The sequence below is a fragment of the Alcaligenes sp. 1735tsa3 genome, from assembly GCF_024134565.1.
Classification (GTDB): domain Bacteria; phylum Pseudomonadota; class Gammaproteobacteria; order Burkholderiales; family Burkholderiaceae_B; genus Alcaligenes; species Alcaligenes phenolicus.
This window is the reverse complement of the sequence record NZ_CP099862.1, coordinates 1,971,838-1,998,358: the sequence shown is the minus strand read 5'-3', so window position 1 is coordinate 1,998,358 and position 26,521 is coordinate 1,971,838. Positions and strand designations below refer to the sequence as shown.

The 26,521-nt window shown below is 55.7% G+C and carries 17 protein-coding genes and 1 pseudogene; 2 read left to right on the top strand and 16 right to left on the bottom strand.

Translation table 11 applies throughout. From position 1 onward, the window contains the following. Positions 1-68: 68 nt before the first annotated feature. The 10 genes and pseudogenes from NIZ92_RS09230 to NIZ92_RS09185 form a co-directional block, all read right to left on the bottom strand. Complete coding sequence (locus NIZ92_RS09230) at positions 69-3,140, bottom strand: CapA family protein (RefSeq protein ID WP_254003144.1); 3,072 nt, start codon at positions 3,138-3,140, stop codon at positions 69-71. Then, the gene (locus NIZ92_RS09225) at positions 3,137-4,960 is read right to left on the bottom strand and encodes a hypothetical protein (protein ID WP_254003143.1); all 1,824 of its coding nucleotides are present in this window, start codon (positions 4,958-4,960) and stop codon (positions 3,137-3,139) included. The genes NIZ92_RS09230 and NIZ92_RS09225 overlap by 4 nt, the downstream gene beginning before the upstream one ends. Further along, positions 4,957-5,844 (bottom strand): S9 family peptidase, encoded by an 888-nt coding sequence (locus NIZ92_RS09220; RefSeq protein ID WP_254003142.1) that lies wholly within the window; start codon positions 5,842-5,844, stop codon positions 4,957-4,959. Before NIZ92_RS09220 ends, NIZ92_RS09225 begins: the two co-directional genes overlap by 4 nt. A gap of 2 nt (positions 5,845-5,846) precedes the next feature. Next, positions 5,847-7,556, bottom strand: coding sequence for a Mur ligase (locus NIZ92_RS09215; protein WP_254003141.1), 1,710 nt, complete (start codon positions 7,554-7,556; stop codon positions 5,847-5,849). A 119-nt stretch (positions 7,557-7,675) separates the two neighbouring features. Further along, positions 7,676-8,935 (bottom strand): HlyD family type I secretion periplasmic adaptor subunit, encoded by a 1,260-nt coding sequence (locus tag NIZ92_RS09210; protein WP_254003140.1) that lies wholly within the window; start codon positions 8,933-8,935, stop codon positions 7,676-7,678. Beyond that, positions 8,925-11,114 carry a type I secretion system permease/ATPase gene (locus NIZ92_RS09205; RefSeq protein ID WP_254003139.1) on the bottom strand — a complete coding sequence of 730 codons (2,190 nt, stop codon included), beginning with the start codon at positions 11,112-11,114 and terminating at the stop codon, positions 8,925-8,927. The genes NIZ92_RS09210 and NIZ92_RS09205 overlap by 11 nt, the downstream gene beginning before the upstream one ends. 151 nt (positions 11,115-11,265) lie before the next feature. Further along, positions 11,266-13,008 (bottom strand): Ig-like domain-containing protein, encoded by a 1,743-nt coding sequence (locus NIZ92_RS09200; RefSeq protein WP_254003138.1) that lies wholly within the window; start codon positions 13,006-13,008, stop codon positions 11,266-11,268. Beyond that, the gene (locus NIZ92_RS09195) at positions 12,960-16,865 is read right to left on the bottom strand and encodes a hypothetical protein (RefSeq protein WP_254003137.1); all 3,906 of its coding nucleotides are present in this window, start codon (positions 16,863-16,865) and stop codon (positions 12,960-12,962) included. Before NIZ92_RS09195 ends, NIZ92_RS09200 begins: the two co-directional genes overlap by 49 nt. Before the next feature lie 340 nt (positions 16,866-17,205). After that, positions 17,206-17,340 (bottom strand): annotated as a pseudogene (locus NIZ92_RS19685) (hypothetical protein); the annotation flags it as partial. Between the two features lie 61 nt (positions 17,341-17,401). Continuing rightward, positions 17,402-18,670: a TolC family protein gene (locus tag NIZ92_RS09185; protein ID WP_170978542.1), complete on the bottom strand. Its 1,269-nt coding sequence runs from the start codon at positions 18,668-18,670 to the stop codon at positions 17,402-17,404. Positions 18,671-19,217: 547 nt separating this feature from the next. Here NIZ92_RS09185 and NIZ92_RS09180 point away from each other — a divergent pair. After that, entirely contained in the window at positions 19,218-19,649 is a 432-nt protein-coding gene (locus tag NIZ92_RS09180) for a helix-turn-helix domain-containing protein (protein WP_080747924.1), read from the top strand. A 171-nt stretch (positions 19,650-19,820) separates the two neighbouring features. Here NIZ92_RS09180 and NIZ92_RS09175 read toward each other — a convergent pair whose 3' ends face one another. Beyond that, positions 19,821-20,552 (bottom strand): winged helix-turn-helix domain-containing protein, encoded by a 732-nt coding sequence (locus tag NIZ92_RS09175; protein WP_035267647.1) that lies wholly within the window; start codon positions 20,550-20,552, stop codon positions 19,821-19,823. A gap of 450 nt (positions 20,553-21,002) precedes the next feature. Between NIZ92_RS09175 and NIZ92_RS09170 the strand changes: the two genes are divergently transcribed. Then, on the top strand, positions 21,003-21,494 hold the full coding sequence (locus tag NIZ92_RS09170) for a helix-turn-helix transcriptional regulator (RefSeq protein ID WP_035267648.1): 492 nt from the start codon (positions 21,003-21,005) through the stop codon (positions 21,492-21,494). Positions 21,495-22,157: 663 nt separating this feature from the next. Here NIZ92_RS09170 and sufT read toward each other — a convergent pair. Genes sufT through sufC form a run of 5 tightly spaced genes read right to left on the bottom strand, consistent with a single transcriptional unit; the run spans position 22,158 to position 26,514 of the window. Continuing rightward, positions 22,158-22,718 carry a putative Fe-S cluster assembly protein SufT gene (gene sufT / locus NIZ92_RS09165; protein ID WP_060185785.1) on the bottom strand — a complete coding sequence of 187 codons (561 nt, stop codon included), beginning with the start codon at positions 22,716-22,718 and terminating at the stop codon, positions 22,158-22,160. A gap of 15 nt (positions 22,719-22,733) precedes the next feature. Beyond that, positions 22,734-23,186, bottom strand: coding sequence for a Fe-S cluster assembly sulfur transfer protein SufU (gene sufU, locus NIZ92_RS09160; RefSeq protein WP_009454366.1), 453 nt, complete (start codon positions 23,184-23,186; stop codon positions 22,734-22,736). Then, positions 23,187-24,434: a cysteine desulfurase gene (locus tag NIZ92_RS09155; protein ID WP_035267652.1), complete on the bottom strand. Its 1,248-nt coding sequence runs from the start codon at positions 24,432-24,434 to the stop codon at positions 23,187-23,189. Continuing rightward, complete coding sequence (gene sufD / locus NIZ92_RS09150) at positions 24,431-25,738, bottom strand: Fe-S cluster assembly protein SufD (protein WP_254003136.1); 1,308 nt, start codon at positions 25,736-25,738, stop codon at positions 24,431-24,433. The genes NIZ92_RS09155 and sufD overlap by 4 nt, the downstream gene beginning before the upstream one ends. Next, positions 25,735-26,514 carry a Fe-S cluster assembly ATPase SufC gene (sufC, locus tag NIZ92_RS09145; RefSeq protein WP_009454372.1) on the bottom strand — a complete coding sequence of 260 codons (780 nt, stop codon included), beginning with the start codon at positions 26,512-26,514 and terminating at the stop codon, positions 25,735-25,737. Before sufC ends, sufD begins: the two co-directional genes overlap by 4 nt. Between the last annotated feature and the right edge of the window lie 7 nt (positions 26,515-26,521).

Sequence of the window (26,521 nt, the reverse complement as noted above, 5' to 3'; positions counted from 1 at the left end):
CTGCAGGCTCTTTGCGGTTAATGCAATCTCCCGTCCTATGACGGGCCAAAAGAGTGGCTAAACGCCCACTACTTCAAACTTGAAAGGTGTCTAAAAACTTTATCCATCCCGACTGAATTTGATGCCTTTAGCAAAATTGAATCGCCAGATTTCAGCTTTTCTGCAAGATCAGGAATCAGGTCTGCAACGCTCTTGTAATGCGTGTTTAAAGGAGTATTTCCATGGGCGTTGAGTTCATCCTGCAGCTCTGCCATCAAACTTCCGCATAGAAAGATCGCATCAGCCTGTATTCCCTGGATATGTGGTGTCAGTTCCCGGTGGTAACGCGCGGCGTCCGCCCCCAGTTCGGCCATATCTCCAAGGATGAGGATGCGACGGCCCTCGACTTTCATTTTGCCGAATGTTGAAATGGCAGCCTTCATCGAAACCGGATTTGCGTTGTAGGACTCGTCAACAACCGTGAGGTTTCGCCCCTCGAATTCGACCTGAGATACCGCTCCACGCCCCGCGGCAGGCTGAAACGCTGTCAGCCCCTCAAGGAAGATGTCCAAATCACCACCCAGTAATAACCGCACCCCGATTGCGGCAAGGCTGTTCATCGCCATGTGCAAGCCTGGCGCGGCAAGGTGGTAGGCCAACTGTCTGCCATCCGGTAGAGCTGCCTCAACGCGGCCACTGGTCTGATCGTAGTGGTGGAGGCGCAGATCCGCATCTTCGGACTGACCAAAGGTCATGACATGTACGCCACGCTGAGCTGCTCGTTGCTGGAAAATATCGTAGAACTCTATTTCCCGGTTAAGCAGCAAGGTCCCGCCCGGATTGATACCCTCGACAATATTTGCCTTTCGCCGCGCAACCGTATCCAGCCCCAATCCCGGTCCACTTATATGCGAAGGTGCGATATTGGTCACGATCCCGATATCAGGGCGCACAAGACGAATATTCTGGAATTTCGGTGCATTGATGGCGGTGACGGCTGCTTCGACCACGACCACATCCGTAGAGGCCGGTGTATTCGCCAGCAAATGAAGGATACCGACGCGCGAATTGTAGTTCAGCACGGAGTTAGAGATCACCTTGCGATCCTTGCCCATCGCCGCTGAGAGCATCAGACTTTGCGAAGTCTTTCCCGCACTGCCTGTTATCGCGACGACATGTCCCTTCATCCGGTTTCGCGCGACAGCTCCAAGCTGGATCAGTGCATGGAGAGGATCCGAGACCTGTAGCAAAGGAAAATCCGGCTCCAGTCCTTCGACGGGACGTGCCACCATCGCGCCGGCAAGCTTGTGTTGCAACATCGGCAAGCGATCCCGGATATCCCAGTATTTCCCAGCAGTGAAATCCGACAATTCATGCCGCATTGCCATGCGCTGATCAATAACTGCAAGAAGTGTCGGCGCTTTTATACCCTCGTTCCCGAGTTGACGAGACTTATGCGTCACCGAGCGCACAAACCAGCCTTCGGGTGGGCGCACCAGCCATGTGCCCCCCGTCACTTCTTCAATTTGATCTGCCGTCCAGAGAATTTCCGGTGTAGGGCTGATCGTCTCAAGCGCGGGGACTTCATATTGAGCAGGGTAGGCACGAAGCACAGCAAAACCTGCCTTGGGCGATAATTCGAACCGCACCTGGTGTGGCAATTGGATGCGTTCAGTTTTCCCAAGTTGGCTAACCAGCCCCAACGAAAGTGTCAGCGTCTCATCGAGCCAATTGCGAACCGCTGAGGGCCGCAATGTGTAGAAATCACGATAGATCTGGCCCGGCTCCCAACGGCTGACAGGCCACATCCAATCACAAGGATCATGCGAGCACCCAAGCCCCCAGGCCCCGACCGGTCCGGGCTTGGCTGGCTCCGCACGAAAGTCGATGCGCCAGTCGCAATCGACGGCATCAGGGACACGCCACCAGGATTCCACAGAGATCAGCCCGATGCGATTCAGATGCTCAGGTGAAACGCGCAGGCCCAAAAGCTCCATCGGTCCGATGCGTAACGGCTCTACCAGACGGGCATCCGCCGGCACCTCGTCGGCCAACCATTCTGGGCGCGCTTTGCGAAGCGCCGAAATTGGTCCTGCAGTCGGCAATGTAGGGGCCGGACGAGCGGGGAGACGCGCGCGCCTGGGAGGAGAAAGCATTACATAAGCCTCTCCCTCTCGTGTGCTTTCACACTTTGTGCCTAGCGCAAGGCATTTCTTTGAAAACTTGCTCAGCGCCTCGGCCGCCGCCTCTGGCGCCAACGGCAATGTACGGCAAAATCCTACCTCGAGCGGCAAGAAGCGCACTCCCGTCACGCCTCGATGGTCCATTTCCAGCGTAAAAATGCCACTGTCCTTGTCGGGTCGCGTCAGCGCATCAAAGAGTAAATCCCCGGCATCATGCAGGATCGGACTATTCTTATAGATCTCGATGCCCTGCAACAGATGCGCCGACGCGCCAAGCACCGCATCTGCGCCAGCGTCAATCAGGGCATGTCCACCTGCAATCTCGGCGGTGTCGGGCTGATGGAGGTTGTTCGCGCCCCAATGCATCGCAACCAGGACAATGTCGGCCCTTTTCCGGGCCTCGATAATCAGCGGAGCCATGATTTCCGCCCACTCCTGTGGTCGCTTCGGGTCGAGCCATGCGGTGCCGGGCGTATCCTCGCCCGCCGCAAAACTTTTCTGTGTCGCATCCAGCGCGAAAAAGGCGATATCGAGCCCCCCTGCGCGACGGAAAACGGGTCGAAACGCTTCTTCCCGTGTGCGCCCCGACCCTGCGTGACCAATACCGGCAGCATCAAGCCACTCACCTTGCTCTACCAATGCGTCAGGGCCGTAATCACCACTGTGATTGTTGGCTGTCGCTACGATATCGACGCCACCACGGATCAGTGTGTCGATCATCTCGGGGCGAGCACGGAAATAATAGGAAGACCTCTCTCCCTTATCGACACATTCCGTGCCGCTGGTGGCGACAACACATTCAAGATTCACAATGCCAAGATCAGCCTCTACCAACGGTTTAATTCGGGAGAGAGCATTCCGAGCATTGGCGGCCCCAAACCGATAATGAAACCGCCGACCGATATTCACATCCCCCCCCCAGGCAATCGTAACGGTCCGTTCAGATTTGTTGTTATTACTCATACGCGCTTTTTTCACTTACCTTCCTCCTGCGCTAGAGGCCTAGTTGGCCCATGCGCGTAAGCATCGCCCGCATGTTCGCGAGCATCAACATACAGCAGTCCACAGCGCTCAACCGCATTTACAAGCGGCAAGAGCAGATCGAGCATCGCACTGAAAGCGCCCGTCTCGCTGCGATCTGTGAAGCTGGCCACGACTGCGACCAGCAAAACATCCTCGACCAGGCAATCTGCTAACGATGGACGCAATTGCGCTGCCACATCAAGACATTGCCGCAAATCCTGTTCCGGGCGCTCACACCATGGCCAGTCAAATCCAAGAGGCTCCCATTGCCAGAGCGTCCAGTTGCAGATCAGCCGTCCCCCGTTAGAACCACGCGCCATACGGCGCGCCGCCATCTTTGGCAGTACGATCTGCGAGGGCCGATGCCGCAACCATTGCATCAACTGCGGCCAAGCAGCCTCTAACCTGGTGCAATCAGCGACCTCGCTGGCCGTTCTCGCCATCCCCGAAAACATCGGCCAGTTAATCGCAGTGGCCCTATCCGGAAGACGCGACCGGGATCTCAAATAGCGCATGGCAAGATCGTCAGGGACCTCACATCCCAGAATTTGCCCACGCAAAGCTAGCGTGTCGTTGCGATTCATCATTGGAGGAGCCCACTCGCACTCCCCCCAACAGCGAAATATCAGTGCGAGATTACCGGCGACATCACGCTTTCCAATTAACGTCGGAGCCGGCCAATTCTGGGTACCATGCGCCAGAAGTTCAGCCTCATGGTGTCCCATCCCAACCACCGAGCGATGGAAAAGACGGATCATCAGACTACGGTCATCACCGGAATTTTCAGGACGCGCGACAAGGTAGGCGACCCTGCCCTGCTCAGTCCATTGCGTTGCCGCCAAATCAAGTGACAGACGCTCCGGGCTCATTTCTGCAAGTAAAGGCGACAGCCAGGCATCTCGACGATCCTCTGTCAACAATTCGGTAAGCCCGGCCTCCTGACGGCTCTGTGTCATGAAAGGACGGTCCGCCACAAATAGGGCCTCGACACGCTCTCGGCGGCGCCATAAGACACCAAGAGTAGACGCAGACATCATCAAGAAAATTAATGTTTGGCGGGCGAGTAGCAGCGAAAAGAACACGGACCAAAAAGATGGCATAGTGCCGCGCCAAGCGTCATGGATGACCCAGCCAACCAGACAAATGAAACCTGTCCCCCACCAAGCCCTGCCCCGCAGTTCTGACGAAACTCCCTGCGGGGATGCTGGCGGCAACATAGCCACCACCAAGGCTCCCAGAATGACATAGCCAACCAAAATAATGAGTAAGGTTGGATAGCCGATCCCGATCAGAACCACTGCGATGGTGCTGTAGGCGAGCATGGCAAACAGCCTGAGTATCCGACGATAATCACTGGCGGCGTTGCTACGCAGTGATTCGGACAAGCCAAGCTTGCTATGCCGATCAAGAATGGTCGCGGAGGCCCGTTCACACATCTCTGCCCCTAGCGCCTCGGCGGCCAGATGCACACCAAAGCAGACCAAAACCAGCGCCATGAGAATTGCCACAACGACACCCGAAGCGAGCTGACCGAAGATCATTTCAAGTCGCAAGGAACTCTGGCCCAGGCTGAGCGTAGCGAGAATATTCCATGGCAAAAGCAGCGCAAGCAGCAGGGTAATTTTTGACAGGATGAAAAGTAAGATGTAAACCGGCAAAGGCCAGGCCAGTTCGGCCTGTACAACCCGTCCAATTCGAAATAGCCAGTGCAAAACAGAAGGCGGCCACACCGCCAACACCTGGCTCTTCGCCCTTTGGGTCAGTGCCGCAATCACGGAGTGACCTCTCGTGCACACTCCTCTGCCGCACGCGGCCCAGCTTTGCCCGTCAGATTGTGATAAGCGGGAGCGCTGGCATCTGCCTCGCGCAACTCCACCCGATGCCCCCCAGCCCGTAGCCCCTGATAGAAACGTTTCTGCAGATAGAAAGGCGTCACCCGGTCATGTGAGTTGCCCAATATGACAATGCGACGAGTTGGATCTACCACTACCCCGTCCAGATGATCCAGCGGATCATAGGGAGCCCGCAATCCGGTCGTATCCAGGCCTGGGCGCGACGGCTTGCCGGCAGTCTCGCGCAAAACTTCAGCACGTTCCAGCAGGCCGAAAGCCCCTGAAGTCAGCACTGCGCATGCAATATCGTCGCGCCCCATCGTCAGCAACGCAGCACCTGCCGTTGCCCCCCCACTATGTCCCAAGAGCACGAAGCGCCCTATCCGATGATCGGCCCGGATATTGTCCAACGCACCGTCAATCGCGAGAAATTCTTCGGCCTGTCGCCGACGACGGTGGTCTCCGCTAGCACCATATGTCCCGGGGCGCGAGATCACAACAACTGGAAAACCCATATCCTCAGAGAGCGAGCGCGCCAACGCTGTCTGAGCGCTGGTCGTGTTTTGGGGAATATCCTGCGGATCGCGCTTCAGCCAAGTATCACGATCACCGCGCAAGACAACAATGACCACTGGAGCACCGTCGATCTCTCCCCCCACGAAATAGCGCAGGCACGCGACACCACCCGCATATTCCGTCCAGACTCCGCCTGCAGATAAATCGCAACGATCTTTTGAGGGCTGCCCGCCCCAGGACAAAGCCTGCTCTGCCCAGGCGTGGGCCGCTGAAAGTAATAACAGGGCAATAGAAATGATCAGGCGTTTCATGATCAGACTGCGTCTCCTGAAGCCCTGGCCTCCAACAAACCCGCATAAGCCACCAGCCCCGAAAGATAGTGCTCCACGTCATCAATCCGCACCCTGAACGCATGGTGGCGGATGAAAAAAGAACCAAGTATCTGGTCTGGATTGCGGAAGAACATCGCGTACTCCGGCCAGAAATGCCCGTTCAGCAGATAAGCTGCACGGAAGTGCAACGCCTGATCAAATCGCGCCTCATCCAGCCCGGCCAGAATATCTGCTCCATTGGGCATAGCCTTCAGACGGTCAAGCATCTTGCGCCCAGCCATCATCAGTTCCAGCAAGGTCGGAAACGTCGTAATCCTTTGTAGAACAAAGTCCAGATAGCCCTCGAAATTCTGGATCCCGAAACGGAAGTAGCGTAACTCGGGACGGTAGAGCGTCAACTCGTTAGTGCAATAGCTGAGCCAGTGGTCATGATGTTTCCAGTAGTCCTTTTCAATGAAGTGGCCAAATGCCCTCTCCACCGCGCCGATCCACCGCTCGTCTTTCGTCAAGCTGTAAAGCCGCATCAGGGCAAAGGCAGCCTCTCCCTCGTAATAAACAATGCGAAACTTCTCTTTCACCTCAAGGCTGGGCCATGTCAGTACATGTGTGAACGAGCCGTCCTGCGCCTGCATATGCAAGATTCCCAGAGCCAGCTTTTCCATCAACGCAGTAAAGCGGTCCGAGCCAAGCACGGCGTTGTATTTCGTCATTGCCAGGATGGCGGTGGCGTTAGCTCCCAGCTTGATCTCATTGCCGGTATCGACCACAAAAGCCTTGTCGTCGCAGTCTCGGATGAACTGGGTGGTCAGATAATCAAGAGCGCGTTCAATCGCCGCTAGCAACTCTGGCTGCCGCGTCTTTTCCCAGGCCTCCAACATCGAATAGGTCGTGCTGGCATGGCGCAACGCGTTGTAGGCTGGGATTTGGCGGTTAAAACAAGGATGGTAGCCATAGACGAAGCGCCCCTCCTTATCGACCTGACGCGCCAGAAAATCTGACGAATTCCTGATGATATCGGCCAGGGTTTCATCATCAAGCGATTCGATCTTGCGACGACCTGCATTGCGACCATTGCCATAGAGCTCATGGACAATCCCATCTTCCCCGCAGAACAGACCCGCAGTCTCCAGAATATAGACTTCACCATCTCCCTGGAAATCAACGGTGGTGCCAACACCATATTTCTGCTGGGCGGCTAGCTGAAAGTTATTTTCGTTCAGAACACAATGACTGACCTGATTGCCGCCATAGAGCATGGCCTGAGCATTTATCTCCATCTCAAGGAAAAGCCGACTAAAACTACGATCCAGCGCAATTCCCTTGCGGCAATAGTTCCTCTTCACCTCGCGCAAGCGCTTACGTAACAGATCCCAAGTCCATGTTTCAGCTTTTTCGACCCAATCAACACGCAGGAAGCGTCCACGCAGCTTGCGCCGAGCCATGATCTTTTTCAACGCCGCTGTCGCAAGATCCCAGGCAGCATCCAAATCCGCGCCGCTTCCCTGCGCCGTAACGGCTCTAGCGGTACCATCAGATACCGCAAAAACCAGGGTGACAGCCGGAAAGGGCGCATCCAATAGGCTGAACTTACCCGTCAGGGCCGCTTTTAGACTTGCCAGCCGAGTTTCAAAAGCGATCAAATCCGCACCCGCTACCGCGTTGTCCTGCACATCCATGTCATATTTCATCATTGTTAAAACTCGTCCGTGATAAGCGAGAAATCGCAGCACTGAAATGGTGAAAATGCCAGCCGCACTCTGCTGCCAAGCTAAGGGCTGAAGGCACGCATCTATTCCAGGCTTCCTTCATATCAGCGCTCCCGCATGGCTTCTTGCGCCCGAGTAATCGGCTTCATCAAATAATCAAAAACCGTTTTCTCCCCCGTTTTGATATCTACCGTGGCGATCATCCCCGGCACAATGGGGTAACGAATGCCGCTTTTCTCGTTCACCAAGGCATCGTCAGTAGTACGGATAAAGGCGCGGTAATAAAAAACTTCGGGTTTGATTTCGTCCTGAATCGTGTCGGGCGAAACAGTCACCACCTCGCCATTCAGGGCGCCATAAATGGAGTAGTCATAGGCTGTGACTTTGACCTTGGCTTCCAGACCTGGCCGGATAAAGGCAATGTCGCGCGGCGAGATACGTGCTTCCACCAGCAACTGATCTTCCATAGGCACAATCACCATCAAGCGGCCATTGGGTGGAATCACCCCACCTTGCGTGGTCACTTCAATATCTTTCACCACACCGCGCACGGGCGAGCGCAAAGTCAGGCGGGACAGCGAGTCCGAGCGTCCACGAATGACCTCTTCCAAAGAGTCCGCCTCGGCCTTGGCACGCGCCAGCTCTTCGCGCGCTTTCACCATGTATTCGGCCTGGCGCTCGGTAATCTTCAAACGAATTTCCGACACCTGACGTTGCAGCTTGAGTACGTCCACATGGCTAGCAGCCCCGGCTTTAGCAAGCGACTGGGTCAAGCGCAACTCTTCGCTGACAATGCCCAAGGACTGCCTCAGGCCTGATATGGACTCATTCAAGCCAGCCTGACGCGTGTTGTACAAACGCGTTTCGGCCTGAATCAACGAGGGGAACTCGTTCAAGGACTCCGGGAAGCTCAACTTGGTGCCGTTCACTTCGGCTTCCAGTCGTGCCACGCTGGCTACTGCCGCCCTATGTTTGGCCGCGCTTTCACCGACGTTCGCTTCTGTTTTAGTCAGATCCAGCTGAGCCAGAATTTGCTGCGGCTCCACAATGTCGCCCTCGCGCACATAGAGATGGGAAATAATCCCGCCCTCCAGGGACTGAATAACCTGCTCACGCGAGTTGGGAATGATCTTGCCGGTTCCCGAGGAAACCTCTGTCAACTCCGCAAAGTAAGCCCAGGCAATCAGCACCACCAGGAGCAAACCAAAGAACCAGATAATGCGGTTGGAGCGCACAATCTGCGCTTCGCTTACATCGTCCTGATATTGGTGCTGGTCCCGATTGGGATCAAAAAGCAACACCGCGTCCAGACTTTGATCCGACTTATCCGAGCTCTTGGCCTTGTTTGAGTTCTTAGTTGTCATTGGCAGGCTCCCGCTTGTTCTTTGTGCCTTGAGCCAGCTTGTCCAGCACGACTTGTTTCTTGTCATCCATCACGATCTTGCCGTTGCTGACCACCAGAATGCGGTCTACCAGTTCCAGCATGCGCAGCTTGTGCGTGGCCATAACCAGAGTCTTGTCTTGTGCCCAGTGCTGAAGATGGCGAATAAAGTGCCGCTCGCTGGCGTCATCCATGGCCGAAGTAGGTTCGTCCAACAACACCACATCCGGATTGGCCAGAATCAGGCGTGACAAAAGCAAAGCCTGCCGCTGCCCACCAGACAAACCTTTTCCACCCTCGGTCAACACATGATCCAGGCCGGTGGGCAGACGTTGAATGAACTCGATCGCGCCTGTCATGGACAAGGCTTTCAGAATGTCCTGATCGCTGGCCAGCGGTGCACCCAAGGTAATGTTGTCGCGTATGGTTCCATAGAACAAAGACGCGCTCTGACTGAGCAGGCCCGTATCGCGCCGCAAATCTGCCGTATCAATGTGCGCCAGACTGACACCTTCGATCGTCGCGGTGCCTTCAGACGGAATCAGCAAACCCGACAGCACTTGCAGCAAGGTCGATTTCCCCGCCCCGTTGCGCCCCAAGATGCCGATTTTTTCACCGGCATGAATCTGCAGATCTTTAATGGACAAGGCCGGCGTGGGATTGTCGGAGCGGTAGCTGACCTGGCAATCCTTGAACACATAGTTGCCACGAACATTGGCAACATGAATGCGCCCTTCTTCTGCGCTGTCATCATCAGTAGGCAAGGCCATTAATTTGTCGATCGCCCCAATGGCTACTTTGGTCTGCTGCCAGCGCGATAGAACCGCTGTCAACTTGGCCATCGGAGCCAACATACGCGTGCCCAAAATAGAAGCGGCAATGACAGAGCCTGTGCTGAGTTCACCGTCAATGACCTTGAAGGCGCCAAACATCACGATCAAAGCAAACACCGAACCTTGCACAGTGCTGGTCCAACTGCTCAGCCAGCTGTTTAACGAACGCAGCTTCAAGGCTACATCCGCGCTGGCAGCGTTGAAGTTATTCCACTGATTCTGAAAGCGCAGCTCCGACTGCGTGGTTTTGATGTCCTCGTAGCCTTGTACCGCTTCCACCAAAATGGCATTGCGTAAGCTGGCCTCGCGAGCAGACTGGCTGGCGTACTGTCGCAAACGTGGCTGGGCCAGCAGGCTGGGCGTAACCATCAAGACCACGGCGATCAAAGGCACCCACACCAGGCTGCCGGCCAGATACCAGAACACGACGCAGAACAACACAAAGAACGGAATATCCACCAAGGAAGTTATCGTGGCAGAAGTCAGCATTTCACGGATGCTGTCCAGCTCTCGAACCTGGGCAATCAGACTCCCCGTGGACTGTGGCCTGTCACTATTGCGAATGCGTAACACCCGGCCATAGACCCGGTCGGATACTCGTAAATCAGCTCGCTTGCCCAGCATGTTAATAACCTTGCTGCGGGCAATTCTGAAGATGAAAGCGAAGACCAGGGCCACCATCACCCCGCTGAACAGCACATACAAGGTGGGATAGGACTCGGCCGGAATCACCCGGTCATAGACCTGCCGGGTAAATAAAATCCCCGACAAGCCCAACACATTGATCAGAAAAGACGCCACAAACAAATGGGAATACGGGCGCCACTCACTAAAGACAATTTGCTTGAGCCAATGCTTTTCAAAAGGTTTGACGTAATCATCCACGCGGGCATCGGCCACGGCATGAATGGGCCGCATCACAAACGCCGCCCGGACATTGCTCAGCAGATCCACAACCGCCACTTCGCTAAGCAAACCTTCATCGCCGCTATAACGGATACCCAGCAAACCGCCTTCATTGATCTGTTCAACCACCCCGACCTGGCCATTCTCCAGCTGTACCAGCAAAGGCAGGCGCCAGATATTCAAGTCCCCCTCGCTTAAGGTAACCGGCTTTACATAGAGGCCGGCTTCTTTTGCCAGACGGCGCAGGACGTAAGCAATGTCTTTTCCTTTCAACCAGTTGGCCGTCAATTCCAGATTCTGGGGCGAGACATCCAGGCGGTAATGTCTGGCAATGGACAAAACAGCTTCAATCCAGGGTTTGTACAAATCCTGGGGCCTGGCCTCGAGGGCTGCGTCAACAGATACGGCTTCCTGCAATGGCATGCATTCATCCTTGTGAAATACAACGATCAAACGTCTTGTCATTGACCTGCCTACAGGGCAGTGACAAGAGGTCTGCAAATAGGCAATCGCTACAAAGGCAGCGCAGACAGAAAAGCACTGGGCTTTGCAGCCCAGTGCTCCCGGAGATGAATTAGCCTACAAGGCTGTGCTCATCCAGCTCGTCAATGACGGGGTCAACATCGACTTCCGGTACCAGCAGTTCTTCTTCGCTGATACCTTCAAACGAGGTTGGCTCGCCAGCGGCTTGGCCAGACTGCTCCTGTTCATCCTCCAATGCGCCCAGATCAACGTCCGTTTCCTCGGTACCCTGAAGCTCAATGCTCTCATCAAGAACCGCAGGCTCTTCTGTTGTCTCTGGCGTATGGTCTTCAACGTTGTCCAAGGACAAGGCGGATTCATCTGCCCCCACCTCGTCAAAGTCAGCGCTGAAGGCGGACGCTTCAGGAACATAAGGACCGTCACCGTGCTCAACGCCCACCGTCAGGGTGGCATCAGCCGTAGTGCCGTTTGGATGCTCCAGACGGTACTCGAAGACATCCTCATTACCAGTCTCTTCCAGACCAGGTTTAGGCTGGTAGGAGTAGCTGCCGTTGGTGTTGATCGTCAGCGTGCCATGCAGACCTTCCACCGTCGTTCCATTAGCGACTTCCACAAAGTTGCCGTTGGCATCCTTGATCAGGAACTTGGTGTAGGTCGAGGCCAGATGATCGTCAGCCAGAACATTACCGCTCGCGCCGTGAATGTTCTTGATGACATATTCATCCAGATGCGTGACCGACTGAGTCTCGTAACCCAACTCCAGCTTGCCGCCCGTGCCTGTACCACTACGCTGATACGTTGCCGTAACGGTGTAGTTTCCAGCCTCAAGCCCTTGCAGCATTTCCTGAACACTCAGGTTGCTGAGCAGACCGCCCGACCCGGTGTACGTCTTGGAATATCCACCAGGACCGGTCACCGTCACCTTCAAGCTATCGGTAACGAGAAGCTCGTCAGGTGAAGAGGCCGTGATCTTGACGTTAGCCTTGCTGTTTGGATCAACCGTAAAGCTGACCGATGTGGTCTTGGTAACCGCTCCAGCAAAAATTCCGCCAATATCTTGGCTAGGAGCTTTCTGGCTAGGTCCACCTTGGGTCACACGGTAGTCACTGTCGATAACAGCTTCGCCCGTGTTGCTGTTGGCAACCAAGTCAACTTCAGCTGGCTGGGACGGATCTTCGGGCCAGATCAGGCCTTGGCCATCACTGTCGATACGGACGTGGATCTTGGCGGTGCTAATGGAACCGTCAGCGGCCTTGATCGTGTACTCGAAGGTTTCCACCTGGCCAATACCGGAGCCGTCGGTGTTGTTTGGCGTGTAAGTAAACTCGCCATCTGCACCAATAGTCAGCGTGCCGTATTCACCTTCAAACGTCGTTGTACCGTTGGCACCTACTTGCTCCCCATTGATATGGGTCACTTTGGCGCCTTCGCCAGCCGCGTCGTTATCGAGCACATTGCCGCTTACCGGAGTGGACGTGTAAGAGCCAGCCTCAGTGTGGTCGTAGAACGTTGTCGAGCCTTCCACCTTGGTGGTGCTCAACACGCTCAGGCCACGCACAGCCGCGATCACCTGGTACTCGCCTGGAGGCAAGTCATTGATGGTGAACTTGGCCTTGCCACCGAAGATACCAATGATGTCGATCAAGCCTCCGGATCCCGACTCCTCAAGCACCTTCCAGTCGCCGTTCTCATCCTTGACACGCAGCTGAACCTTGACGTTATCGAGCACACTAATCGCAGAACCCGAAGAAACGCTGATTTCGCTGGTAGCAGTCTCACCCTCTCCTACTGTGAAGCTGAAGCGCGGAGCACCATCAAAGAAGGCATCCCACAAACCACCAATGTCGATAATCGACAGACGGCTGTCGGACTGAACCTTAGTGTCCAGTTCGGTAGGTTCGATATCCAGCTTAGCCGTGAAGTAGTCGTCGGAGACGTCGGCATCGGCGTCCGCATCTGCATCTGCATCTGCATCTGCATCTGCATCCGCGTCTGCATCAGCGTCGGCATCGGCATCGGCGTCGGCGTCAGCGTCTGCATCAGCATCAGCGTCGGCATCAGCATCCGCATCCGCATCCGCATCAGCGTCGGCGTCGGCATCTGCGTCAGCATCAGCGTCGGCGTCAGCGTCTGCATCCGCATCAGCATCCGCGTCAGCATCGGCATCCGCATCAGCATCAGCGTCGGCGTCGGCGTCGGCATCAGCGTCTGCGTCAGCATCTGCGTCGGCATCTGCGTCTGCGTCTGCGTCAGCATCGGCATCAGCATCAGCGTCGGCATCTGCATCTGCATCTGCATCCGCATCAGCATCAGCGTCTGCGTCTGCATCGGCATCAGCGTCTGCGTCTGCGTCTGCGTCAGCATCGGCATCTGCGTCAGCATCCGCGTCGGCATCCGCGTCTGCATCAGCATCAGCATCAGCGTCTGCATCCGCATCCGCATCAGCGTCAGCATCAGCGTCTGCGTCTGCGTCGGCATCCGCATCTGCATCAGCGTCTGCGTCAGCATCGGCATCGGCGTCTGCATCCGCATCAGCATCAGCATCAGCGTCAGCATCAGCGTCTGCGTCGGCGTCAGCATCGGCGTCGGCGTCAGCATCAGCATCAGCGTCGGCATCAGCATCCGCGTCAGCATCGGCATCAGCGTCTGCGTCTGCGTCTGCGTCAGCATCGGCATCAGCATCCGCGTCTGCATCGGCATCCGCATCAGCGTCTGCGTCAGCATCTGCGTCGGCATCAGCATCAGCATCCGCATCCGCATCAGCGTCAGCATCGGCGTCGGCATCTGCGTCGGCGTCGGCATCTGCGTCAGCATCAGCGTCGGCGTCAGCGTCGGCATCAGCGTCTGCGTCAGCGTCTGCGTCAGCATCGGCATCCGCATCAGCATCAGCATCAGCGTCTGCATCCGCATCAGCATCAGCATCCGCGTCAGCATCGGCATCCGCATCAGCATCAGCGTCGGCGTCGGCGTCGGCGTCGGCATCAGCGTCTGCGTCAGCATCTGCGTCTGCGTCAGCGTCAGCGTCAGCGTCAGCGTCAGCGTCAGCGTCAGCGTCAGCATCAGCGTCAGCATCAGCGTCTGCGTCAGCATCGGCATCAGCATCCGCGTCTGCATCGGCATCAGCGTCTGCGTCGGCATCCGCATCAGCGTCAGCATCTGCGTCGGCATCTGCGTCTGCGTCAGCATCGGCATCCGCGTCAGCATCGGCATCGGCATCGGCATCGGCATCAGCGTCTGCGTCTGCATCGGCATCAGCGTCTGCGTCTGCGTCAGCATCGGCATCTGCGTCAGCATCCGCGTCGGCATCCGCGTCTGCATCAGCATCAGCATCTGCGTCGGCATCAGCGTCAGCGTCTGCATCCGCATCCGCATCAGCGTCAGCATCAGCGTCAGCATCAGCGTCTGCGTCTGCGTCGGCATCCGCATCTGCATCAGCGTCTGCGTCAGCATCGGCATCGGCGTCTGCATCCGCATCAGCGTCAGCGTCAGCGTCAGCGTCAGCGTCAGCGTCTGCGTCGGCGTCAGCATCGGCGTCAGCATCAGCGTCGGCATCAGCATCAGCGTCGGCATCAGCGTCGGCATCAGCATCAGCATCTGCATCTGCATCAGCGTCGGCGTCAGCGTCTGCGTCTGCGTCAGCGTCGGCGTCGGCATCAGCATCCGCGTCTGCATCGGCATCCGCATCAGCATCAGCATCTGCGTCGGCATCAGCGTCTGCATCCGCATCTGCATCCGCGTCTGCATCAGCGTCGGCATCGGCATCGGCGTCGGCGTCAGCGTCTGCATCAGCATCAGCGTCGGCATCAGCATCCGCATCAGCGTCAGCATCGGCGTCGGCGTCAGCGTCTGCGTCTGCGTCAGCGTCAGCGTCGGCATCCGCATCGGCGTCAGCATCTGCATCGGCATCTGCATCGGCGTCAGCGTCAGCATCCGCATCGGCGTCTGCATCAGCGTCGGCATCTGCATCCGCATCAGCATCAGCGTCGGCATCAGCGTCAGCGTCTGCGTCAGCATCGGCGTCTGCGTCAGCATCGGCGTCTGCGTCTGCGTCGGCATCGGCATCAGCATCGGCGTCAGCGTCAGCGTCAGCGTCAGCGTCAGCGTCTGCGTCGGCATCGGCATCAGCATCGGCATCTGCATCTGCATCGGCGTCAGCGTCAGCGTCTGCATCGGCGTCAGCATCAGCATCTGCATCAGCATCGGCATCTGCATCGGCGTCTGCATCGGCATCAGCGTCTGCGTCTGCGTCTGCGTCTGCGTCTGCGTCAGCATCCGCGTCAGCGTCGGCATCAGCATCCGCATCGGCGTCGGCGTCGGCGTCGGCATCAGCATCAGCATCGGCGTCGGCATCAGCATCGGCGTCAGCGTCAGCGTCGGCATCCGCATCAGCGTCAGCATCGGCATCCGCGTCAGCGTCTGCATCGGCATCAGCGTCAGCATCGGCATCCGCGTCGGCGTCAGCATCAGCATCCGCGTCAGCGTCAGCATCTGCATCTGCATCAGCGTCAGCATCCGCGTCAGCGTCTGCATCGGCATCCGCGTCAGCGTCAGCGTCAGCATCGGCATCGGCATCGGCATCCGCGTCGGCGTCAGCATCGGCGTCTGCGTCCGCGTCAGCGTCGGCATCAGCATCCGCATCGGCGTCGGCATCAGCGTCGGCGTCGGCATCGGCATCGGCATCCGCGTCAGCATCCGCATCGGCGTCAGCATCTGCATCTGCATCTGCATCGGCGTCAGCGTCAGCATCCGCGTCTGCATCAGCGTCGGCGTCGGCATCCGCATCAGCATCCGCATCGGCGTCGGCGTCGGCATCAGCGTCGGCATCCGCATCTGCATCGGCATCTGCATCGGCGTCAGCGTCAGCATCCGCATCGGCGTCTGCATCAGCGTCTGCGTCTGCGTCGGCGTCAGCGTCGGCGTCAGCGTCGGCGTCAGCGTCGGCATCCGCATCGGCGTCAGCATCTGCATCGGCATCTGCATCGGCGTCAGCATCTGCATCGGCATCTGCATCGGCGTCTGCATCAGCATCCGCATCGGCGTCTGCATCAGCGTCTGCGTCTGCATCGGCATCAGCATCAGCATCAGCATCGGCATCTGCATCGGCGTCAGCATCAGCGTCGGCATCTGCATCCGCATCAGCATCAGCGTCGGCATCAGCGTCAGCGTCTGCGTCAGCATCGGCGTCGGCATCAGCATCGGCATCGGCATCGGCATCCGCATCAGCGTCAGCATCGGCATCAGCATCAGCATCCGCGTCAGCGTCAGCATCCGCGTCAGCGTCTGCATCGGCATCCGCGTCAGCGTCAGCGTCAGCATCGGCATCGGCATCCGCGTCGGCGTCAGCATCGGCGTCTGCGTCTGCGTCAGCATCCGCGTCAGCGTCCGCATCGGCATCGGCGTCGGCATCAGCGTCGGCATCGGCATCGGCATCCGCGTCAGCATCCGCATCGGCGTCAGCATCTGCATCTGCATCTGCATCTGCATCGGCGTCAGCGTCAGCGTCAGCATCCGCGTCTGCATCAGCGTCGGCGTCGGCATCCGCATCAGCATCCGCATCGGCGTCGGCGTCGGCATCAGCGTCGGCATCCGCATCAGCGTCGGCATCCGCATCAGCATCTGCATCCGCGTCTGCATCAGCATCAGCGTCGGCATCGGCGTCTGCGTCAGCATCGGCATCACCGTCGCCATCATCAGGATCTACTGGTCCCTTGCCGCCGGAGCCACCGGAGGAATGGCTGGATGCCATTGCAACGCCTGTCAAGCCAGCCAGCAGCAGGCCAAGGACCCACGGTGGAGGTGTGCTAGTGCCAGCGGCAGCAGCGCACACAGTTTCGGAAACAACAGGAGCCGTATTTGCAAATACGGCATCCTGAGCGGAGATTTCTACCAGCTCTCCGCTGCTGTTGAGCCACCACAGTTGGCAGGCTGAATCTTCCAGAACCAGCTCGCTATGTTCGCCGTCTGGGTTTTCGTTAAAAAAACCTTGCAAGGTGACCTGTTGACCATTGGCCATCACCAGGACAAGGTTATTTCCTTGGCGGGTAATACTGACAATATCGCCAGGACTCGCGTTCAATTTGACGAGATGTGGGGTGGCCAGCACTTGATCCGCTAATTGCGTCTCCAGCACTGGCTTTCCCGCTCCCGATCGTTCTGCTAGGATCATTTTCATGAATAGCCCAACCTTTTAATAATAAAAATGGCCACAAGGCCCCTCTTCACAACGGTTAATTCAAGGCAGGCACATTGAATCCAGCGCTCAACAACCCCTGGGAGTAAGCGCATTCAATCTGCGAAGCTTTCAAATCCAACTCACTGTTCAACACCTCGACACGGGCCTGGTGGTATTCCTGTTCGGCATTCAATAAGTCGACCAGTGAACGCGTTCCTAAATCCAAATACTGTTTTCTGTACAAATCTTTCGTGCCGCTAATGTTCACGACACGATTGGCCAGCAGCGCCTTGCGACGCTCCAGCCCTTGATAACGATTGACTTGATCGGCCAGGCGCTGCTCCACCTGCAGGCGGACTTGAGACTTTTCAGCGCTGGCAGCGCGCAAGGCGCCCGAGGCTGCGCGTTTACGCGCCGACAAGCCTCCCCCTTGATAAAAGGGCATGGAGAAATTCAGGCGTATGCCGGTCTCGACACGACTGCCATAGAGCGGGGTCGCGTTCAAAGCGCGGGAGGCATTGGCTTGTAAAGAGAGGGTTGGCCATTCTTCAGAACTGGCCAGATCGACATCAGCCACCGCTTCTTCGGCAGCCATATCCACCATCACCACTTCTGGAACACGCGCCCAGTTAATGCGGGAGATCGTGCAGCTTTGATTGAGCTCGAGAGGGAACTGCGCCAAGGACACGGCGCTAACGTCAGGAAGTTGTGCAAGTAGTGCAATTTCCTGCAACCATTTGCGATATTCTGCATCGACGTTCAATACCAACGCCTGGACCGAATCCAGGCGGGAGCGCGCTTGTAAAACGTCGGACAGGTTGCTGGCACCTTTCTCGTGGCGCTGCTCGACCAAGCGGGTTAGCTGCTCTACTTCCTGGACGTGCGCTTGGGCCAGATCCAGAAAACCCTGATAACGCACCGCTTCCAGTACCGCGTTGGACGCTTCGCGAACCAATTGCTCGACAACCAAATCCGTTCTGGCTTGGGCTTTCAGTTCCCCGAACTCGGCTTTTTTGACTGAATTGGCGGTTTTGCCAAAGTCGTAAAGTAGCTGTTGTACGTTCAAGTCCAGGCTTTGCAGGGCCTTTTCGTCATAGCGACCGGAACGGTACTTTTCATAGCTACTTGAAACACCTCCGCTAACTTGCGGGTAGTAATGAGCCTTAGCAACATCAATCATCTCGCGTGCGCTTGCCTCGTAACCCATGGCACTTTCCCGCCCGGGGTGACGCGCAAGGACGCGGTCGACAACGTACTGAATACTCAAGGGTGCGTCATGATCGGCTTGTTCCAGAACTGAATTTTCCTGAAGCCGTTCAAGCATCGTTTGTGCCTTGCTCGATGTGGCAAGAACAGCTATAGCCAACACGATCCCCACTGTTTTTGTTCTAGTCATAAGGCACCCAAGCAAGTGACTTTTTGTATCCTCAACGGAGGGACAAAAAGCCGCACATTCAACACAAACGCACTCTCAAGAGGTAGAATCACCGAACGCAGGGCGCAAAAAAGCCACCTGCCTATCCAAAAAGCAAGCAATGCAAAACTGTCATTTACCTGGATTGCGCGCTACCTCCGACACGCCTCACACAAAGAAGCAGACGCAGCACAACACGTTCTTATCGAGAGAATCGATTTTGTGACAAAAGAATAAGCTATCGCATGAAATTAGCGTTTTTGTGTAAAAAAGCGTATTTCCGGTTAGTTTTCTGTTCAGGAAGAATATTACGACAAGATCTTGTCGCTATCAAGCGATTACTTGGCGCAATTGAAAATAATTGACAAGAACATGAAGAAAAAGACGCAGGATTGTAAATTAAAACCGTTGGGGCCCCTTACCACCACAACTTTTGGGCAGACCAGACCACACGCATATGGAAAATGAATTTAAAGACTTCTCGGACCGGATAAATCTAGCCATCGCCCGTGCAGGCGGAGCCAAGAACTTGGCGGACAAAATGGGAATGTCCACTTCGGTGCTGCGAAGCTGGCGCTCAGGGAACTCCGACCCATCCCGTTCCAGCCTAGTTAAAATGGCCCAAGCCACCAACCTGTCTGTCAGTTGGCTGGCCTCGGGAGAAGGTAACCCCTCACCTTCCGAACCCTCTTCAACCTTGGTTGATCTGGATATCCTGGAAGAAATCATTGCCAAGACTCAACAATTATTCCAAGGTCAAAGCGTGAATCTGAAGCCGGAGGCCGAGGCACGTATCATCCGCCTGGTCTATGAGTTCTACTTACGCCAAGGGCAGCAAATGGACGAAGCCAGTTTGAACAATCTGATTGAACTGGCTTCGTTTCGATAAAAGCCACTCGCAATAGTCAAATCAGGAAAGGGCGCTGTATCCAATGTGACCTCGCTTAAATGCAAAAGTCATAGGCAGCCCCTTTCCCTGGCGATAACTCAACCTGTTATTAATCTCAGCCCTATTGAAAACAATAAGGACCAGTTAACGAATCACAAACCCAAGCGTGGACTAATGAGCTGAGAACACATAGCCCACGCCCCACACAGAACGAATCGGCAAACGCTCGCCGTGCTGTGCGACCTTACGTTTCAAACGGCTAATTACCACATCTATGTAGCGACTAGGTGGTTGATCCCCTTCCTTGTCACTAAACAGCTTTTCGCGGGCTACGGGTTCAGGACTCTCGGCCAGCAACACACGCAATACTCGTCGCTCCGCCCCTGTCAGCGTGATGGCATGTCGCTGCGGCGTCATCAAGCGCCAACCGTCCTCCAGCAAATCCCAGCCAAACAAGGGCTCCCGAGTTTCACCATTCAGGCGGATTTCTGCAGGAGCAGCTGGGAAAGCTTTGTCCTTTCCATCCGCATATTTAGCTCGCAAGGCCAGCTCCCGTCTGCGCAGAGCTTGGATACTAGCCAGCACTTCCATACTGTGAGTTCGTTCGTCAAAACAAATATCGGCACCAGCCAGCAATAGCAAGCTGCCATGTTCGGGGGTTAGTGTTCCTTCAAAACGCAAAACCACCAAACCCATTGCCGCAGACTGAGCTCGCAAGCGACCTACATCACTCAACAGATCCTCATTCGGGGAGTGCATCATGATCAGCTCGCCCGCCTCGGCCTGTTCGTCCTGCGTAAATGACACCGCGCTGTGTGCTTGAAGCACTTGCACCGGTATACCCCACAGGGCCAAATCATCGATCAGCTTTTGTATCAGATCGCCGTTATCGAACAACAGCACGATTCTCTCTGTTCTCAACAGTACCAAGCCTCCCTCTCCCCAAAACCGTGGCTATCATTGCCTTGTAGGCCTGCACGCGTTCAAGCGGCTTTGCCTGGCGCTCGCTATCGTCTTTATTGTGTTTCTTACTCACCCAAGACCTGGTGCGCCTACAGCCGATCTGTTAGCAAGGCCACTCTGTCTTTCTGCTCCTGGGTCCTTCCAGGGCCCGATGGGCATCCTTCCTGTGATGCCGTCCATCCAGCATAAACACAAAATCTTGCATAAACAGTCAAGTTCTTAAAACAAAAGTAAGAAAACCACATCGTTTACATTTTTTATGCAAATTCTTGTGTAGTTAACTTGGTTTTCTGTTCAAATTGAATAATAAGACAAGTATATAGCACCATCAAGCACAATCTTGACCAAATAACCAATAACGACAAGAACATGCAATCCCTGGAGGTGGCAATGTATTTCAAACACTCAGTAAAGCGATTAAGCCAAGCCGGTCAAAATGCCGTGGAGGAAGGTTTCCAACACTTCCCGGAGCGAATCAAGCTGGCGATCGAACAGGCCGGCGGACCACAAAAACTGGCTGAAAAAGTGGGTGTGTCCCTATTGATTCTGCAAGGCTGGCAATCAGGCAAAACCGAGCCCTCTCGTCTTGCTTTGATCAAGCTGGCCAAGGCCTCCAAGCTGCCTATTCAATGGTTAGCCTGCGGGGAAGAAAAGCTTGATAAACGGGTTCTTGCTCAATCAAAGCCCAGCATGGCTGACATGGACTCGTTGGAAGAAATCATCCTGAAGATCAGGCAGTTATTTGTGCAGCAAAAGCTCAGCCTGCGCTCTCGTGCCGAGGCTCAGGCGATTCGCCTGGTATACGAGTTCTATCTGCATCAAGGTCGTCAAATGGATGACGCCAGCCTGGACAGTTTGATTGAGCGTCTTGCCCCTCAGTAAACCTATGCGTACAAAACAAGGCACCTGATCATAAATTGGATGAAGCTAGGGCTGTTCAGTTTCCATTAATCACGCCTTAAGCTTCCCTGTGCTGGCGAGCGTTTAATCTGCTCGACCAGCAACAGCACTGTCTCAAAAAAGATCTTTATGTTCTATTTGTAACTAACATTATTCTCCCCTGCTTTGCCTAAACCCTTGGCCATATAAGTTTGAACCATTCAAGCATGAATCAAGAAATCAGGCTTGGAGATTAGAGCTTCAGCGAAATTCATACAAAACTCTCTGGCTGGAGATAGGCAAAACCCTAGGAAAAGTTGTAATCTCTGGCTTGATAAAGACATAAGACAGCTTATTCAATGCAGGTTTTGGCCCATAAAAAAAGAACAAACAAGGCTTAACGGAAACCGCCTCTTAAACGCTTTCGCTATTATTTTTATTTATAGCTATCGGGTAGATATCGAGCCATTTTTTTGAGCGTTTTAAGCTTGCCAGGGCCTCTCTCCAAACATACTTAGCCGCAGCGTATAGGCCCCCTTAACCGGGGGGCCTATTCAGCAGCCAACAACATCACAAACAAACTGCCGTCTGCCCTGAGCCCGCCTTTCAAGCTGCGCCCCGCTCTTCAGGCACAAAAAAGCCTGCATGTTCTGCAGGCTTTTTCTATTACAGCATCCCTAGTTGCAAGCGGGCTGATTCACTCATACGTTCCCGGCTCCACGGTGGATCCCAAACCAGATCCACTACGGCCTTCTCTACGCCCTGGATAGTCTCCAGCTTGTAGCGGGCCTCATCGGCAATCATGGTGCCCATACCGCAACCAGGAGCCGTCAGCGTCATTTCCATGGTGATGGAGAACGCTTCTGGACCAGTCTGGCTCACATGACAAGCGTACACCAAGCCCAGATTAACGATATCGACCGGAATCTCCGGATCATAAACGCTAGCCAACACAATCCAGGCGGCGTCTTCAATGGTTTTTTCGCTCAGGGGCAGCTCGGGTACAAAAACCTCGGGCTTGTCCTGGGACTCAAAACCCAGCGCATCGGCATCGACACCTTCAATCCGGTACAGGTTGCCCTCTACCATCACGGTATAGCTGCCACCCAGCTTCTGGGTAATCGTTGCTGTACAACCCGCCTCGATCGTAACGGGAGCACCGTAAGGGATACTGACAGCCGGACAATCCCGGCTGACCAGCACATCATGTCGTTCAAAGTAGCTCATGGCTTGTTTGCGCCTTTATTCGGTTTGCGCGGTTTCTTTGGCCTGATTGATGGCGTTATGCAGGGTATGCCAGGCCAGGGTGGCACATTTAACCCGTGCGGGGAATTCACGCACACCAGATAACACTTCCAGCTTGCCCAGATCTCGATCGGGATGGGCCTCTGTCAACATGGCGTGCATATCTTGAAATAGAGACTCAAACTCGGCCAGACTCAGGCCTTTTACGGCTTCGGTCATCAAGGATGCCGAAGCCTTGGAAATAGCGCAGCCATGCCCCACAAAGCTGACTTTTTGCACAATGCCGTCTTCAACCACGGCGTACACAGCCAGTTGATCCCCACACAGCGGATTGTGGCCATTGGCAAAATGACTGGCGTTTTCTATTACTTCAAAGTTACGCGGGCTACGGTTATGGTCAAAAATGACCTCTTGGTAGAGCTCGCGCAGCCCGTTGAAATCTTGGCTCATTTAGCCAACTCCAAATAGTTTTTGAGCTTTGCGCAGGCTGCCCAGCAAAGCATCAATATCAGCGTAATCGTTGTACAAGGCAAAGGAGGCACGAGCCGTACCTGGAATGCCAAAGCGCGTCATCAAGGGCATGGCACAGTGGTGACCGGCACGCACAGCAACGCCGTCCATGTCCAGAATGGTGCCCAGATCGTGCGGGTGAATACCGTCGACCAGGAAGGACACAATGCCTGCCTTATGTGCCGCCGTACCAATAATTCGAATACCAGGCATGGCCAGCAAGGCTTCGGTGGCGTAGTCCAGCAACAGCGCCTCATGGTCAGCAATACGCTGCATGCCTATACCCATCAAATAATCGATAGCGGCAGCCATGGTAATGGCACCAGCGATATTGGGCGTACCCGCCTCAAAGCGCTGTGGCACAGGGGCGTAATTACTTTGCTCGAAACTGACGGTGGTGATCATGTCACCGCCGCCCATCCAGGGCGACATGCTGTCCAGAATCTCGTAGCGCACGTACAAGGCGCCCATACCTGTGGGGCCGTACAGCTTGTGTGCTGAGAAAGTGTAGAAATCAGCATCCAGAGCCTGTACGTCCACCACACCGTGGGGAACGGACTGAGCTCCATCCACCAGCACCTTGGCACCGACGGCATGCGCCTGACGGGTCATTTCAGCGATGGGGTTGATCGTGCCCAAGGCATTGGACACATGGCCCACCGCCAGCAGGCGGGTTTTCTCGTTGAGCAGTTGCTTGAAAGCTTCCTGATCCAGCTCGCCATTATCCAGCACAGGCACCACGCGAATAATGGCACCGGTACGCTGGGCAACCAATTGCCAAGGCACGATATTGGAGTGATGCTCCAGGCCGGTCAGCAGAATCTCGTCGCCTGCTTTCAGGTTGTCCATGCCCCAGCTATAGGCCACCAGGTTGATGGATTCTGTGGTGCCACGCGTAAACACAATTTCTTCGTCGCGCGCGGCATTCAGAAATGCCCGCACTGTACTTCTGGCCTGATCGTACAGCTCAGTAGCATGCTGAGACAGCCAATGCACACCACGGTGGATGTTGGCATTGGACTGCTCATAGAATCGCGCCTCGGCTTCGATGACCGAGCGCGGCTTTTGCGTCGTCGCGCCATTGTCCAGATAGGACAGGCGTTGGCCCCGGATGGGGCGAGCCAGGATAGGAAAATCCTCGCGGTGATTCAGCAAACCAGCAGCAGTTACGGGCATAGGCGCATTCATGCAAGATCTCCAAGGGCAAGACCGCCAGGCAACAAAGCATTAATACCGACTGTGGCACGGCTACGAAGGCTCTCGGACGCAATGCGCTCCAGAGACTGAGCGGCAAATGCGTAAATCAGCATATTGCGTGCATCTTCCATGGTCATGCCACGCGAGCGCAGGTAGAACAGGCTATCTGCATCCAGCTGACCTACAGTGGCACCGTGTGCACACTTGACGTCGTCGGCGTAGATTTCCAACTCAGGGCGGGAGTCTGCACGTGCCATCTTGGACAAGAGCAAGCTGTCCGAACGCTGTACCGAATCCGTACCATCCGCGCCCTTGCCTACCAATACGCGACCACTGAACACACCGCGGGCGGTATCGGCCAAAATGCCACGGTAGAACTCACGGCTTTGGCAGTTAGGCTGAGCGTGATCAATGATGGTGTTGTGGTCCACGTGACGGCGGCCGTCCACAAAATACAAACCATTGAACAAGGTTTCGCAGCGCTCGCCGTTGAAAACAGTAGCAATATCGTTACGGGCTATACGAGCACCGAAAGACAGGGAGTGCGAATTGAATACCGAACCACGACCTTGCTGCACATCGATTGCGGCCAGGTGGAAGTCTTGCAAGGCTTCTTGCTGCAGCTTCATGTGTGTCAGGTTGGCATCAGGAGCCACGTTCAGGCGAGTCACGGCGCTGCTCAAGGAAGCATCCGTTCCTTCCTGACCCACGTAGTGCTCAACCACCGTTACACTGGCACCGGATTCCAAAGAAATCAGGTTGCGCGTGAAGCTGGCACTGCCACCTTGAGTGCGTACAAAAACCAGATGAACAGGCTGTTCCAGATGCTTGCCAGCGGCAATATGCAAGGCAGCACCATCCTGGGCCAAAGCCAGGTTCAAGGCAGCCGTCGAAGCACCCAGGGACTCGTCCCCGTAAGCCTGCTGCAGCCAGTCTGCATCTTGCTCCAGACAGGTACTGAGCGAGGCCAAACGCACGCCTGCTGGCAACTCATTCAGGTGCGACAAAGCCGCATCGTAGTGACCGTCCACAAAGACCAGGAAATAGCCGTCTTCTTGCTGGCGCACTGACGCCACCAATTCCGCGGCCGAAGCCGATTTCTGAGGAGCAAAGCTTTGCTGTTCCAGCAAAGCCAAGGAGGTGTGATGCCAGGCTTCAATACGCGTGGTTGGCCAGCCTTCTTGTGCGAAACGATCCAGCGCGCGCTGACGCACGGCGCTTAGCCATGGCAGGCCGGCTCCAGGTGCTTGTGCAGCCTGAGCGGCAAAGCTGTTGACCCAATCCGGCAGACTCATACCGCAGCTCCCTTGGCTTTTTGTTCGGCGGCTGCTTGTTCCAGCACCCAACCGTAGCCACGCTCTTCCAGTTCCAGAGCCAATTCACGGCCACCGGAACGAATGATCTTGCCGCCGGCCAATACGTGCACAAAGTCAGGCACGATGTAGTCCAGCAGACGTTGGTAGTGAGTAATCACCAGCAAGGAACGCTCGGGGGAACGCAGACGATTCACGCCGTCAGCCACCACACGCAAAGCGTCAATATCCAGACCGGAGTCGGTTTCGTCCAGAATGGCCAGCTTGGGTTCCAGCAGGCTCATTTGCAGAACTTCGTTGCGTTTCTTTTCGCCGCCGGAAAAACCTTCGTTCACGGAGCGGTACAGAAACTCTTCGCGCATGCCAACCGTCTTCATTTCCTCTTTGACACGCTTGAGGAAGTCCATGGCGTCCAGCTCGGGCAAGCCCTGATGACGGCGCACGGCGTTCACGGAAGCACGCAGGAAGTAGGCGTTGGACACACCGGGAATTTCGATGGGGTACTGGAATGCCAGGAACAGACCGGAACGGGCGCGGTCTTCAATCTTCATTTCCAGCAGATCTTGACCCAGCCAGTCAACCGAACCGCCTTCCACGGTGTAGTCTTCACGACCGGCCAGAACCTGGGACAAGGTGCTCTTGCCCGAGCCGTTCGGGCCCATGATGGCGTGGACTTCACCGGGTTTGATTTCCAGGTTCAGACCTTTAAGGATAGGTTTATCTTCAACCGAAGCGCGCAAATCTTTAATCGTCAGCATTTCATTA